General features: G+C 60.6%; 9 protein-coding genes and 1 pseudogene. All 10 read left to right on the top strand.

The window, feature by feature from the left end; genetic code table 11:
- The first annotated feature begins 116 nt into the window (after positions 1-116).
- The 10 genes and pseudogenes from VOM14_RS20075 to tssG all read left to right on the top strand — a co-directional run bounded on the left by VOM14_RS20075 (position 117) and on the right by tssG (position 13,474).
- On the top strand, positions 117-1,040 hold the full coding sequence (locus tag VOM14_RS20075; protein WP_327630482.1) for a GntR family transcriptional regulator: 924 nt from the start codon (positions 117-119) through the stop codon (positions 1,038-1,040).
- A 127-nt stretch (positions 1,041-1,167) separates the two neighbouring features.
- A complete protein-coding gene (locus VOM14_RS20070) occupies positions 1,168-2,466 on the top strand; it encodes an MFS transporter (protein ID WP_327630481.1) in 1,299 nt (432 codons plus the stop codon).
- A 517-nt stretch (positions 2,467-2,983) separates the two neighbouring features.
- The gene (locus VOM14_RS20065; protein ID WP_327630480.1) at positions 2,984-4,381 is read left to right on the top strand and encodes a TolC family protein; all 1,398 of its coding nucleotides are present in this window, start codon (positions 2,984-2,986) and stop codon (positions 4,379-4,381) included.
- 139 nt (positions 4,382-4,520) lie between these two features.
- Positions 4,521-5,495 carry an efflux RND transporter periplasmic adaptor subunit gene (locus VOM14_RS20060; RefSeq protein ID WP_327630479.1) on the top strand — a complete coding sequence of 325 codons (975 nt, stop codon included), beginning with the start codon at positions 4,521-4,523 and terminating at the stop codon, positions 5,493-5,495.
- Positions 5,492-8,542 carry an efflux RND transporter permease subunit gene (locus VOM14_RS20055; RefSeq protein ID WP_327630478.1) on the top strand — a complete coding sequence of 1,017 codons (3,051 nt, stop codon included), beginning with the start codon at positions 5,492-5,494 and terminating at the stop codon, positions 8,540-8,542. The genes VOM14_RS20060 and VOM14_RS20055 overlap by 4 nt, the downstream gene beginning before the upstream one ends.
- Positions 8,543-8,928: 386 nt before the next feature.
- Positions 8,929-9,921 carry a DUF2345 domain-containing protein gene (locus VOM14_RS20050; protein ID WP_327630477.1) on the top strand — a complete coding sequence of 331 codons (993 nt, stop codon included), beginning with the start codon at positions 8,929-8,931 and terminating at the stop codon, positions 9,919-9,921.
- A gap of 41 nt (positions 9,922-9,962) precedes the next feature.
- Positions 9,963-11,372: pseudogene (locus VOM14_RS20045) on the top strand (N-acetylmuramidase domain-containing protein).
- Positions 11,356-12,063, top strand: coding sequence for a hypothetical protein (locus VOM14_RS20035; protein WP_327630474.1), 708 nt, complete (start codon positions 11,356-11,358; stop codon positions 12,061-12,063). The pseudogene VOM14_RS20045 and the gene VOM14_RS20035 overlap by 17 nt, the downstream one beginning before the upstream one ends.
- Positions 12,060-12,311 carry a PAAR domain-containing protein gene (locus tag VOM14_RS20030; RefSeq protein ID WP_327630473.1) on the top strand — a complete coding sequence of 84 codons (252 nt, stop codon included), beginning with the start codon at positions 12,060-12,062 and terminating at the stop codon, positions 12,309-12,311. The genes VOM14_RS20035 and VOM14_RS20030 overlap by 4 nt, the downstream gene beginning before the upstream one ends.
- The gene (gene tssG, locus VOM14_RS20025) at positions 12,311-13,474 is read left to right on the top strand and encodes a type VI secretion system baseplate subunit TssG (RefSeq protein WP_327630537.1); all 1,164 of its coding nucleotides are present in this window, start codon (positions 12,311-12,313) and stop codon (positions 13,472-13,474) included. The genes VOM14_RS20030 and tssG overlap by 1 nt, the downstream gene beginning before the upstream one ends.
- Positions 13,475-13,554: the final 80 nt, after the last annotated feature.

Here is a 13,554-nt window from a genome sequence, read left to right as displayed (position 1 = left end):
CCGCTCATCGCTGGAGGCAGCAGGCAATGGCAAAATCACAAACCGGCTTTTCAGTTGCATCGCCACATCCGGCGATCGTGAACGGCCGTTTGAGCCATTCGCCGCTTGCAACCCACATGACCTCCTCCACTGAAACCGCTGCGGCGCTGACGCCGCTGCAAACGCGCGTGGCGCGCGAAATCCTCGCGCTTGCGCGGCGTGAAGATCTTGCCCTTGGCGACCGGCTTGCGGAATCCGCGCTCGCCGAAAAAATCGGCACGTCGCGCACGCCCGTGAACGTGGCGCTTCATCATCTCGTGTCGCTCGGCGTGGTGTATTACGACGCGAATCGCGGCTTCTTCATGGCGAAGCCCGCGCGCGACGTGACTGATGTCGCCGCCCAGTTCTTCAACGAACCGGACGACCCGCTGTATCTGCGAATCGCCGAAGACCGTCTCGCGCATCGCTTGCCGGACGACGTGACAGAAGCCGATCTGATGCGTCAGTACGAGGTGTCGCGCAGCGAGCTTCGGCGAGTGCTGTCGCGCATGCAGGAAGAAGGCTGGATCGAACGGCAGGTCGGCCACGGCTGGCAGTTCATGCCCATGATCGACTCGGTCGAGGCGTATGAAGAGAGCTATCTGTTCCGTGCCGCAATCGAGCCGACGGGCGTGATGTCGCCCACGTTCAGCGCAAACCGCGTCGAACTGGACGCGTTGCGCCGCCGCCAGCGCTTCATCGCCGAAGGCGGCTATCTGACGATGAACTCAGTGGAACTCTTCGAAGCCAACAGCGAATTTCACGAGACGATCGCGAAATGGTCGGGCAATCGCTTCATCGCCCAGTCGGTGCGCCGAATGGACCGGCTGCGGCGCCTCGTCGAGTATCGGCAGGCGAAGGCGCGTAAGCCGCGGCAGGAGCAGGCGCTGGAACACCTCGCCATCCTCGATGCGATTGCCCAGCACGATCTGCTGCGCGCGGCCGCGCTGCTGCGCGATCACATCGAAGGCGCGCGGCGCGCCAAGGTTCACGCACGAGAGGTCTTCACGCCGCGAAAATAGCGGTTCTTTGTCATGGCGGCCCGGCCGGGCCGTTTTTTTTAAACCATATTGCGTTTTGTTGCCATAAAACGCTTAATAACGGAGCCGCACCCGCACGGTGTCGAGACTCCGGGACACGGAGACGAGCATGTCGTATCGCCGAGGCTGGATAGCCCTTTTTCTCTTTTGCTTATCCATGATCAACTACATGGACCGCATCGCCCTTTCGATTGCAGCGAAGCCGATTGCATCCGAATTCAAACTGACCTCCGTCGGCATGGGCTATCTGTTCTCGTCGTTCATCTGGAGCTATGCACTGTTCCTGTTGCCGATGGGATTTCTGGTTGACCGTTTCGGCACGAAGCGCATGGCGGCAGCCGGGATCTTCGTCTGGTCGGCGGCGACCGCGCTCACAGGCACCGCAAGCAGCTTTGTCAGCCTGATGTGCGCCCGGCTCGTGATGGGCGCGGGCGAATCCACCAGCAATCCGGTCGGCGCGAAGGTGATCCGTCAATGGATTCCCGCGGACGAACGCGGCATGGTGACCTCCATGTTCAACAGCGGCTCGTATGCCGGGCCGGCGATCTGCTCGATCATGCTGGGTTCGCTCATTGCGCTCTTTGGATGGCGCATTTCGTTTGTCATCGCGGGCGCGATCGGCTTCGTCTGGTTGGCCGCGTGGCTGATTTTCTTCAATACGCCGGAGAAGGTCCGCTGGCTGGACACGGCCGAGCGGAACAAGATTCTCGCCCAGCGCGAAACAAAGCCCGCGAATACGCTCAGTCAATCGAACAACCCGGCCGGGCTGCTGTCCCTGATGCGCTCCCCGACACTGTGGGGTCTCGCCATCACGCAGGGCTGCAACGTCTACACCCAATACCTCTTCCTGACATGGTTGCCGAGCTATTTGCAGGCGACGCGTCACTTGAGCATCAGCCACACCGGTCTTTTTTCGGCTGTTCCTTATGCCGCGTCTGTCGTGCTGTGTATTCTGGCGGGACGTCTGAGCGACCGGTATCTGAAGAAAAGCGGAGTCGGCACGGGCCGTCGCCGCAATGCTGTTGCACTCGCCATGCTCACCGGCGCGACGATCCTCACCGTGCCGTTCACGTCGAACCTTTTCGTGCTGCTTCTGATCTTCTCGATCACCTTGACGGGCATTGCATCGACTACGTCGCTGAACTTCGCGCTGTTGAACGACCTGTTGCCGAATTCGCGCGATGTGGCCAAGGCAATGGCTTTCGTCGTGGTCGGCGGACAGATCTTCGGCATGATCGCGCCCATCGCCACCGGCTATGTGATCGCGGCGACCGGAAGCTATGACTGGGCATTCGGCATTGCCGGCCTGCTTCTGCTTGTGGGCGCAACAGTCGTCATCACGATGACTCGCTCGCCGATGCTGCGCAACCACGATGACGACGCCGCGAATGCTCAGGTCGCGCTGTAATACACAACCAGCGGAACCGTGATTTTCCGAGCCCTCCGCGCGCGATGCGCAGTCGTTCGCGGAGGGCTTGCTCGCGCGCGTGGCAGCGTGTTCCCAAAAGGTGCGTTCGGCACCGGCATGCGGCCCGCACATCGCGCGCCACGCTTTTGCCTGGCCATCTCCGATGCGCCGGCTCCCATGCAAATGTTCTCCACTTGCAGCCGCGTGAAATCGCAAACCTGACGCGCGCCGTCAATCGCAACCGACGCGCCACGCAGGTGAACGGGCGGCTGACAGGCTGTGCGAAATCCGCCCCCAAACGCTGCCATCAAAAGTAAAAAAACAGGCGTTAAGGGTCTCTTAAGCAGGCATTTCGCAGAATGGCATCCCTTGTTGGCAGCATTCCATCGAAGTTGCCCCACCTCTCATTCCGGAGCCGAATTTGACGGACTGCAAGATCGCAGAGGCCGCTGCTGCAGCGGCGACAACAGCGGTTGAGAGTCTGGTCACGACGCGCCCGGCCTTGCCGACGCAAAGTATGACCGCTCGCTCATTTCTGAAACACCATGCCCTCATACCGATCTGCGCATTGCTGATGAGCGGCTGCACGTGGTATCACCGCGCGCCGCTCGCCCTGCAGGCAACGGCCACATCTGCAAGGACGCTTGAGCGCGTTCAGATCGATCCTTCGACCATGCCGCTGCCCGAGCTGGCCGCGCATCGTTTCGATCCGTCCGACGGACTCGACATCGACGAAGTCGCCATGCTCGCGGTGGCCAACAATCCGGACCTCAAGCTCGCGCGCGACGATCTCGGCATCGCCCGCGCGCAAGCTTATTCGGCGGGTCTCCTGCCCGACCCGCAGTTGAGCGTGTCGAGCGATTATGCGGGCGCGGCCGGCACGACGCGCGCGTTCAATTATGGGCTGAGCATCGACGTCATGGCGATCGTGCTTCGCAGCGCGAACAAGCAATCCGCCGACGCCACCGTCGCCAAAACCGATCTCGGCCTGCTGTGGCAGGAATGGCAGATCGTCGCGCAGGCGCGGCAATTGTTCATCAAGACGCGCTTCCAGCAGGACACGCTGCCGCTCTTGCGGCAACAGCGCGATCTCGCGCGCACACGTTATGAGCGCATGGCCGAAGCGCATCGCGACGGCAATCTGACCGACGACACGCTCACCGCCGCGCTCACCGCGTATAGCGACGCCCGCAAGCAGTACACCGACGCCGAACGCGCCGCCGAACAAACGCACCACGATCTGAACGCGCTTCTCGGACTCGCGCCCGAGGTGCAACTACAACTCGCCGACACCGGCGAAACCGCTCCGCTCGACGATGCCACGCTCGACGCCGCGCTCGCGAAGCTGGCGCAGCGCCGCCCCGATCTGATCGCGTTGCAAGCCGGTTACGAAGCGCAGGAGCAGAAATATCGCGCGGCGATTCTCAGCCAGTTTCCGAGCCTGTCCGTGGGCTTCGTACGCGCGCGCGACACGTCGAACATCTATACCAGCGGCTTCCAGATCAACCTGAGCTTGCCGATCTTCAACCGGAACCAGGGCAATGTCGCGATTGAAAAGGCCACGCGCCAGCGGCTGCGCGACGAATATCAAATGCGTCTGAACGAGGCTTACGCCGATGTCGCGCACATGCGCGCGGACAACGCGATCCTGTCGCGCCAGTTGCAGCAGACCCAATCTGCGTTGCCCGATGCCGATCTCGCGGCCACCCATGCGGCTGCGGCCTACGCGGAACATAACCTGACGCTCGGCGCCTATACCGACGCACAAAGCGCGGCACTCACCAAACGCATCGACATCGCGACCTTGCGCGAGTCGCTTGCGGAGCAGCGCGTGGGTCTCCAGGCGCTGCTGGGCAGCGCAATTCCCGACGCCTTCTCTTCCGCCCAGAACTTCACCCAAACCCATGCGAAATAGACCCTTTGCGACGCGGCGAGCGCGTATTGCGCTCCTGACGATAGCCGCCGGCGCCGTCTTCACGTGTTCCGCGTGCCACTCATCGAGTGCGGCCGATTCTGCTGCAAGCGACGCCTCATCCGACAAGCCCGCGGTATCCGTGCAGACCGTGCGCGCGCAGCGCGGGGCCATTGCGCAACCCGTGCGCGCGTATGGCATCGTCGCGGCTTCCGCCTCCAACGTCACCACGATCAATCTGCCGTACATCGCGCGTGTCGTGCAGATGCGCGTGCAGCCAGGGCAGACCGTGACGCGCGGCACGCCGCTTTTCGTCGTGCAAGCCGATCTCGCCGCCGTCCTTGCGGCGACCCAGGCAAAAAGCGCCTTGACCCTCGCACAAGGCGAACTGGCGCGCACTCAGTCACTGTTCGACAAGGGGCTTGCCACGCAGTCGCAACTGGCAGCCGCCCGCAAGTCCGAAGACGACGCGCAGCAGGCGCTCGCCGCGCAAAACCAGAGCGGCGTCGCGGGCGGCAACAAGGTCGTGAGCGCGCCGTTCGACGGCGTGGTGCTCCAGGTATCGGTCGCGCAGGGCGACCAGGTCCAGGCGGGCGCCGCGATCCTGCAACTCGCGGGCGGCAGCAGCAAGGACATGCGCGCGAACGTCATGCTCGGCGTCGAACCGTCGGATGCCGCCGCGATCCATGCCGGCGACGTCGTGACGGTGCACGGACTGTCGGCCACGCTCGCCAGAAACGCGGCGGATGGCCGCGTTGTGATGGTCGGCGCCTCAATCGATCCGCAGAGTCAGCTTGTCGATGTCGGCGCGAATGTGCCGCTCGGCCAGAGTGCATTCATTCCGGGCACGCGCGTGAGCGCCGACATCGCCACGCGCAGCGGCGTCCACTGGATCGTGCCACGCGCGGCCGTGCTGAAGGACGACAAAGGCGCGTACGTGTTCCAGATCAATGCACAAGGCAAGGCGCGGCGCGTCGCCGTGGCGATCCAGGTCGAGGACGGCGACCGTTACGGCGTGGACGGTTCACTCGATCCGGCCCAGAGTCTCGTGGTGAGCGGCAACTATGAGCTGGACGACGGCATGGCGGTGCGGGTCAGTGGAGGCGCGCCGCGATGAATTTTGGTCAATGGATGCAGATGCACCGGCGTTCGCTGCTGTTCGTGATCGCCTTGCTGGCGATTGCCGGCGTCATGAGCGCCTTCCGGCTGCCCATCTCGCTGTTTCCGAACGTCGCGTTTCCGCGTGCGGTCGTCTCTCTCGATGCAGGCGACCGCCCCGCCGAGCAGATGGCCACGCTCGTCACGATGCCCGTCGAAGAGGCGCTGCGCCGTGTGCCGAATGTGCTCGACGTCGAATCGAAAACCAGTCGCGGGTCGGCGGAAATCTCGCTGAACTTCAACTGGGGCACCGACATGGCGCAAGCCACGCTGCAAGCCCAATCGGCGATCAGCGAAATTCTGGCGACGCTGCCGCAGGGCACCTCGATGCAGGTGCGCCGCATGGACCCCACCGTGTTTCCCGTGCTGGCCTACAGCCTGACGTCGAACAACCAGTCGCTCTCCGCGTTGCACGATCTGGCGCAGTTTCAGATGCGGCCGTTGCTGTCCGGGATCGAGGGCGTGGCGCGCGTGGACGTGACAGGCGGCGCACAGGACGAACTCGAAGTCGCGATCGATCCTGCACGGCTCGCCGCGTACAAACTCTCGCTCGCCGATGTATCGAAGGCCATCGGCGCGAGCAATGTGCTGATGGCGAACGGCCGTATCGAGGATCACTACAAGCTCTATCTCGTGATCGCCAACTCCACGATCACAAAGCTCGACGAGCTGCGCAACGTCGTCGTGTCGGCCAACGGCGCCACGCAGATCCGGCTGGGCGACATCGCGACCGTGCGTCAGGGCGTGATGCCCCAGTGGATGCGCGTGACCGCCGACGGACAGGACGCGGTGCTCATCAACGTCTACCAGCAGCCGGGCGCGAATAGCGTGGCCATGGCCAAGGCGATTCGCGCAAAGCTCGCCGATTTCCAGCACCAGATGCCGCGCGGCGTGCATCTGTCGAACTGGTACGATCAGAGCGAACTCGTGATCGCCTCCGCAACCAGCGTGCGCGACGCCATCATGATCGGCGTGGTGCTCGCGGCGCTGACGCTTTTCTTCTTCCTGCGCAACTGGAAGATCACGGCCATCGCCGTCGCGCTGGTGCCGGTCGTGATGGCCGCGACCATCCTGCTGCTCGACGTCTTCGGCATGGGCTTTAACATCATGACACTCGGTGGCATGGCCGCCGCGGTCGGGCTCGTGATCGACGACGCGATCGTGATGATCGAACACATCGTGCGGCGCATGCGCGAAGGCGGCGCACGCGCCTTTCACGGCCGCGTGATGGCCGCGGCACTCGAATTCACACGGCCGCTTGCCGGATCGTCGGCGGCCACGCTGATCATTTTCGTGCCGCTCGCGTTCCTGTCGGGTGTCACCGGTGCCTTCTTCAAGGCACTGTCGATCACGATGGCAAGCGCCCTCTTCATTTCTTTTCTTGTCACGTGGCTCGCCGTGCCGATTCTGTGCGATCGCTGGCTCAAGCCGAAAGACGCCGAGGAACATCGCGAGACACGTTTTGCCTCGTGGATGAACCGGCGCTACGCGTTTCTGGTCGAGCGCGTCACCGCGCGGCCGGTTCTCGTGCTCGTGGGTCTCCTGCCGCTCATCGCGGTGGCCGCGTTCGCCTTCACGCGCGTGGGCAGCGGCTTCATGCCGAGCATGGACGAAGGTGGTTTCGTGCTCGACTACCACACCGAGCCAGGCACTTCGGTGAGCGAAACCGACCGGCTGATGAAACAGGTCGAAAGCATCATTCAGGCGAACCCGAATGTCGCAACGTATTCGCGGCGCACCGGCGCGGGTCTGGGCGGCGATCTCAACGAGCCCAACAAAGGCGACTTCTTTGTGCGGCTGAAGTCAGGCAAGCGCGAGCCGATCGAAACCGTGATGGAGGAAATCCGCTCGAAAGTCGACGCTCAGGTGCCCGGCGTGAATGTCGAACTCGCGCAGCTCATGGAAGATCTGATCGGCGATCTGACGGCGGTTCCGCAACCGGTCCAGATCAAGATCTATTCCGACGACCAGAACACGCTCGACACGACCGCGCGCGCCGTGGCCGCGCGAATCGGGAAGATCCAGGGCGTGGTGGATGTGAACGACGGCATCAATCCGGCCGGCGACGCTCTCGAATTGCATATCCGGCCCGAAGCCGCGGCCGCCGAGGGTATGGACCCGCAGTCGATTGCGCAGGCCGTCTCCGACATGGTCGAAGGGAATGTGGCCACGCAGTTCCAAAACGGACCGAAAACCGTCGGCGTGCGTGTGCGCGTGGCAGGAGCGACGGGATTGACCGATACGCAACTGGGCCAGATGCAGATCCGCGCGCCTGATGGGCATCTTTTTGCGCTGAATCGCGTTGCTGACCAGATCACCGTGACGGGACAGCCGGAAATCAGCCGGGATAACCTGAAGCGGATGGTGGCGGTGACCGCGCGCATCGACGGCCGCGATCTGGGCTCGACGATCGCCGACGTGCAGAAGGCGCTCGGCGACAAAAGCCTGTTGCCCGCCAGCGTGTATTACGAGCTGGGCGGCCTTTATCAGCAACAGCAGATTGCCTTCAAGGGCTTGCTGACCGTGTTCGGCGCGGCAGTCGCGCTGGTGTTCGGCCTGCTGCTGTTCCTCTACGAGCGCTTTCGCGTGGCGCTTGCCGTCATGGCCATGCCTCTGCTGGCGGCGGGCGCGGTGTTCATCGGTTTGTGGATCACCGGCATGGAACTGAATATCTCCGCCATGATGGGAATGACGATGATTATCGGCATCGTGACCGAAGTGGCGATCTTCTATGTATCCGAGCTGCAAGGCTTGACTCGCGAGGAAGAGATGCCATTCGAGGAGGCGCTGACCGCTGCCGGGCGCAATCGCCTGCGGCCCATTGCAATGACGACCATCGCGGCGATCCTCGCGCTGCTGCCGCTCGCCTTCGCGCTCGGTCAGGGGTCGGCCATGCAGCAGCCGCTTGCCATCGCGATCATTTCCGGGCTGATTGTGCAGCTGCCGCTGGTGTTACTGTTACTGCCGGTGTTACTGAAATTGCTGATGAAGAAGCAGGCTATTTGAGTCGGCGAAGGTGTTGTCGGGATTGATTTCGGGGGCCGTCGTCTAGCGTTTGCAGTGCATCAGCGAAAGGGCGCTTCTTGACTCGGCGTTACCCGGTAGAAGTCCCCCGTTGCCCTGATTCTCTCGCCCGCCTCGCGCGGGCTTTTTTTCGTCCTGACGGTGCAGCCTTAACATCGTTCGAGCGGGTCGCAGTTACTTCGTTATGCGAAATAACAGGCTGAAGTGCGTACCGATATGGCAGTTTTGTCATGTGCCATGGTTTCAGAATTTTGGGATGTCTGTTCGTGCGAGGGTGGCACCATTCACACGAACCTTTCAGGGATGAATGATCGTCTTATGCATCGCGGCCGCCATTGAGATAACCCTAAAAAACCAGGAGGCCAGCAATGGACCCGGCTTTCCCCGCGTATTACCAGAAGGAATTGCGATACGTCACAGCATCCTTTGGCGAATTCGCAAAGGCGCACCCGAAGATCGCCGCGCGGCTCGGAGCAAAGGCCGGTGGTGAAGTCAGCGATATCTACGTGCAGCGTCTGCTCCAGTCATACGCCTTCAGCACCGCTGGCTCGCAGATGCGTATCGACCGGTTCCCGGCCGAGATTCCGCAGCGCCTGCTCGATCGCGTCGATATCAACTACACCGCACCGCTGCCGTCGCTGGCCGTGGCACAACTTCACCCCGATCCGGAAGGCGCACACCGTTCGCACGGACTCGTGCTCGACCATGCCATTACCGCAGGGCGGGATGTGAGCCTGTCTGTGGGGCGCTCGCTGATTGCCGCAGCGCGCGGCGCGATCTCCATGTTCGCCTGGTTGGGGCTGAAATTGATCGCGGCCAAAGGCAAGGTCGTGATTCAGGCGCAGAGCGACGAGATGGAGCTGGACGCACTCAAGAACCTCACGGTTCGTAGCGTGAACGGCAAGCTCATTCTGACGGCCAGGGAAGAAGTCTGGATTGGTGCGGGCGGTTCATACATCCAGATCAACGGCGGCGGAATTGTTAATGGCTCGCCTGGGCCGATTCTGGAAAAGACGCCTTCTTGGGATGCGCCTGCTGCATCTTCCCAACGCGTTCCCCTGCCTGCGATGCCGGTCACGCCGCTCATGCAGGACCCCGCCGAGCTTTACTCGCAGACGTTTGATGCCAGCACCGTCATTGCGAACCAGGGCGACGGGCTGGCACTCGCCAACCAGCCCTATCGCGTCTACCTGCCTGACGGCACGCTCAAGCAGCAGGGCATGCTGACTGAAGGTGCGACGCTGACTGTCAACACACCGGAATCTGTAAAAGTGAAGTGCGAAATCGGCGCAGGCGATTGGGCCGTGGCCGAAGACGCATACGACTACGAAGAACTTGCAGATGACTCCGGACAGGCCTGATGTCTGCCCGCCTTTTAAAGTGACTTGTTCGAGGTTAACCGATGGCACACCTGCATCACAAACCGCATTCGGAGGGGCCGGGAACGCCGCCTTCGCCCTACGTGGAAGTCACGATCCTGTTTCGGGACGTGTTGAAAAAGCCCATCGAAGGGCTGTCCGTGCAGGTCAAGGCAGGCACCGGTGCGCCCGCCGCACCGGCGTGGCGAATCGGCCCTGACAATATTGACGATCCACAAACCGGCATCCCGGCATCGGCTCCCAACGGGGCGGCAGCTTCGCCTGCCGCATCTGTACCAATGGTCGATAACAAAGCGGAGGCCGTCGCGGACAGGGATGGATATGCCGCAACGATCCACAATGCCGCGCGCAACCAGCCCATGGATGTACTGGTAAAGAACCGGCATGGTGAGTACGTGCTCAAGGCCACCGTTACGCCGACAAAGGACATCAGCGCCTTCACGGTATCCAGTCCTGAAGTTCATATCGAGGCGACCACGCAGCTAACGCCCAAGCAAACGCTGGAGCAGGATATCAACGTGCCTGTCGTGAAGCAGGGCGAGGTGATGACCATCGAGCGCCTGGTTCATGAATTTGGGCCATTCATAGGTTGGTCTCAGGTAGTGACGGAGCAAGGGAGAGTCAAGAAGGACTTTCCGGAAAAGCACAAGGAAGTGACGACTGATGAACAGACCGGGAAGCAGAAGACAAAGATTGCTATCGAACATCATTACAAAGTCGTGGACAACGGGAAACCACACACTGTCCTGTTGAATCTGCTTGGTTCTCGGCTGAATTATCCGTCGCCAATTACATTCTCCGAAGAGCAGTACAAAAAAATGGCAACGGAATTGAACGTGGATGTTGCTGCTATCAAGGCGATAGTGATGCAGGAATGCGGCGGAGTTCCATTTGAAGCGAACGGTCTTCCAAAAATAAGATATGAGCGACATAGATTTTATGATCTGTTGAGAAAGCAGCACGAAAACCAAGAGGCCGAATAAATCACTGCGGCTCGCAGGAGAGGGCAAAAGAGGAAGGCTGTGCCGTTCAATAATCCTTATCCAAAATTTCCAGATTTGTGCAATCCGAATCAAGGCGGATATGGCGCAGAAGGAATGCATCAATACGAGAAACTGACGCGTGCGGCGGCTCTGGATTTCGATTTGGCAATACAAGCCTGTTCTTGGGGTGGATTTCAGATACTTGCAAACGAGTATGTTGCATGTGGATGTCCAACCTCGTTTTCATTTGCAAATAAGTTCATGTCTGGCTCTAATGGGCAAATGCAAATTTTTATCTTATTTATGAAAAATGTGAAGCTGCATGGCGTTACATCTCTTCGTTCACATGATTGGGAAGGCGTGGCGTCTGCATACAACGGGGCGAGATGGAAGGAAACTAATCCGCACTACGCAACAGATCTCGGGGTGTACTATGAGAAATTTAAGTAAGACTTTTGTTTTTTTTCTACTTGCGACGTCCTCGTGTGAGGTTTGGAGTGGACAGGCATTTTCTTTTGACAAACCGGGGCTTGTTTCTTTCGAAGATCATGGTGCTATAAGTGGATACTATAATGTCAGTGATGGTGAGCGGTCATGCACATTTTTGTTTGTGAGTGCTGGCGGAGAAATTAATGATCCATCAAAGTCCCCCTATTCGGAAGTTAAATTGTTGACCTTTGTGCCACGGGAAAATAGTTTTTCTTTCTCTGAGCGTGATAAGTCTTATGACATATCGGGCACGTTGTATAGAAGGGATGGGACGTGGATTGTTCGAACGGACGAGGGGCAGGCGGGATGCGAAAATTCGTTGGGCTCGTTTATGTCTTCTCGATCGGACAAGGTTGGTGGTGAAATATTTTCCGTCAGACGAACCATTTCTGCGACGGGAATACGTTTGATAGGCCGGAAAACGTATTTATTTGATTTGAAGCGTGGACGATACGTGGCGAAGAAAGCATATCTGACAAAATGGGACGGGGTCATTGTGCTCCAAACCCATGAGCCATTTACCTTGGTTCGCTTCGCAGACGCAAAATCGAACGTGGCAAATCCGGGGAAGGTAACAACCGGCTGGGTCCGTTCAGCCGACCTGGTTGATCCGTTTCCTCCTACAGCCAAACACCAAGGAGAAGCTCAATGATCGATCTCATCCGACTCGGCGACACCACCGACCACGGCGGTGAAGTCATCACCGCCTCCGAAACCATGCGCTACCAGGGCGTTCGTGTCGCCCGCCAGGGCGACGAAGTGAAATGCCCGCAGCATCCAGACGTGAAGCCCAACGTGATACTCGAAGGAGACGGCAAGATCACCGACCACGGCATACCCGTCGCACGCCACGGTCACCGCGCCACATGCGGATGCAGGCTGATATCGAGCATTGGCTGATGCCACAACCTGTCAGGGCCGCGCGCGGCCCTTTTTCAGACGAGGTGCATTTGGAAAGCGTAGTACGCGATACGGCTATGTCTGTACACCTGATCGAAGGTCTGTTGGCCAAACCATGGCACCACAGCTTCTTCGCGCTCATGCGCCGCATCAACGCGAATCCCGCCAGCGATCCTGTCGGTGCCGCGCTGCATCCGCAGGATGAACCGTTTCGCGTCGGCCAGAAGCCGAGCCTCATTTTTGCGCCGAGCGAAGTGGCAGACGCGACGATAACAAATGGCAGACTGCGCATCCGTCTTCACAGCTTGGGAGTGCTAGGTCCCAATGGGCCGCTGCCGATCCATGTCACGGAGATCGCCCGCGAGCGCGAAGAACATCGCGGCGACCCGACACTGTGCAACTTCCTCGACGTTTTCCATCATCGCTCGCTTACGATCCTGTACCGCGCCTGGGCGTCTGCGCAGTCGGCGGCAAGCCTTGACCGGCCCGAACAGGACCGTTTTTCGTTCTATGTCGGCTGCCTGTCCGGTGTTTCGCCAGTGCCAGCACGCACTGTATCGCTGCCCCTGCATGCGCGCCTGGCGGCGACGCCTCTGCTCGTGCAGGAGACGCGCAATCTGGAGGGACTGTGCGGGTGGATTAACCATCACTTCGATGTGCCCGTCCAGATGAAGGAATGGGCGTTTCACTGGACGGCACTCCCACCTGACCTTCAATGCCGGTTCGGTACAGAGCGCAGACTGGGAACGCTCGGCGCGGGAGCGATGCTGGGCGAGCAGGTGCCCGGCAGAACACAGCAGTTCTGTCTCGTCCTCGGCCCGCTCGACCTGGAAACCTATCACCGTTTCACACCGCGCGGCAAAGACCTGCTGCAACTCGTGGCGCTGGTGCGCGCCTATGTCGGGCTGGAGTTCGAATGGCCGCTGGAACTTCAGATCAGGCCGGAGGAAATGACACCGGCAAAGCTGGGTGACGAACAGCGACTCGGCTGGTCGGGCTGGATGGGACGTTCGTCCACGAACCGGCCAGTCGTCGGCATGCGCTTTGAACCCGAGCGGTATCTGGAAGAACTCTTGCGGAACGTGGCGAAGGAGCACTCAGCAAGGCGCAATGCAACTGACCGCGACTCAATGGAGAGCCGTCTCCCTGTCATCGCGCCGTGAGGGAATTTCCGTGGGGTGGGTGCTGCGGCGTGCACCGCAGCGTTGGGGAACCGTGGGGGAATGGATGTTTGAGGGCGTGA

It is taken from the genome of Paraburkholderia sp. MPAMCS5 (assembly GCF_036016995.1).
GTDB lineage: Bacteria > Pseudomonadota > Gammaproteobacteria > Burkholderiales > Burkholderiaceae > Paraburkholderia.
This window is presented reverse-complemented; position numbering and strand designations above follow the sequence as displayed.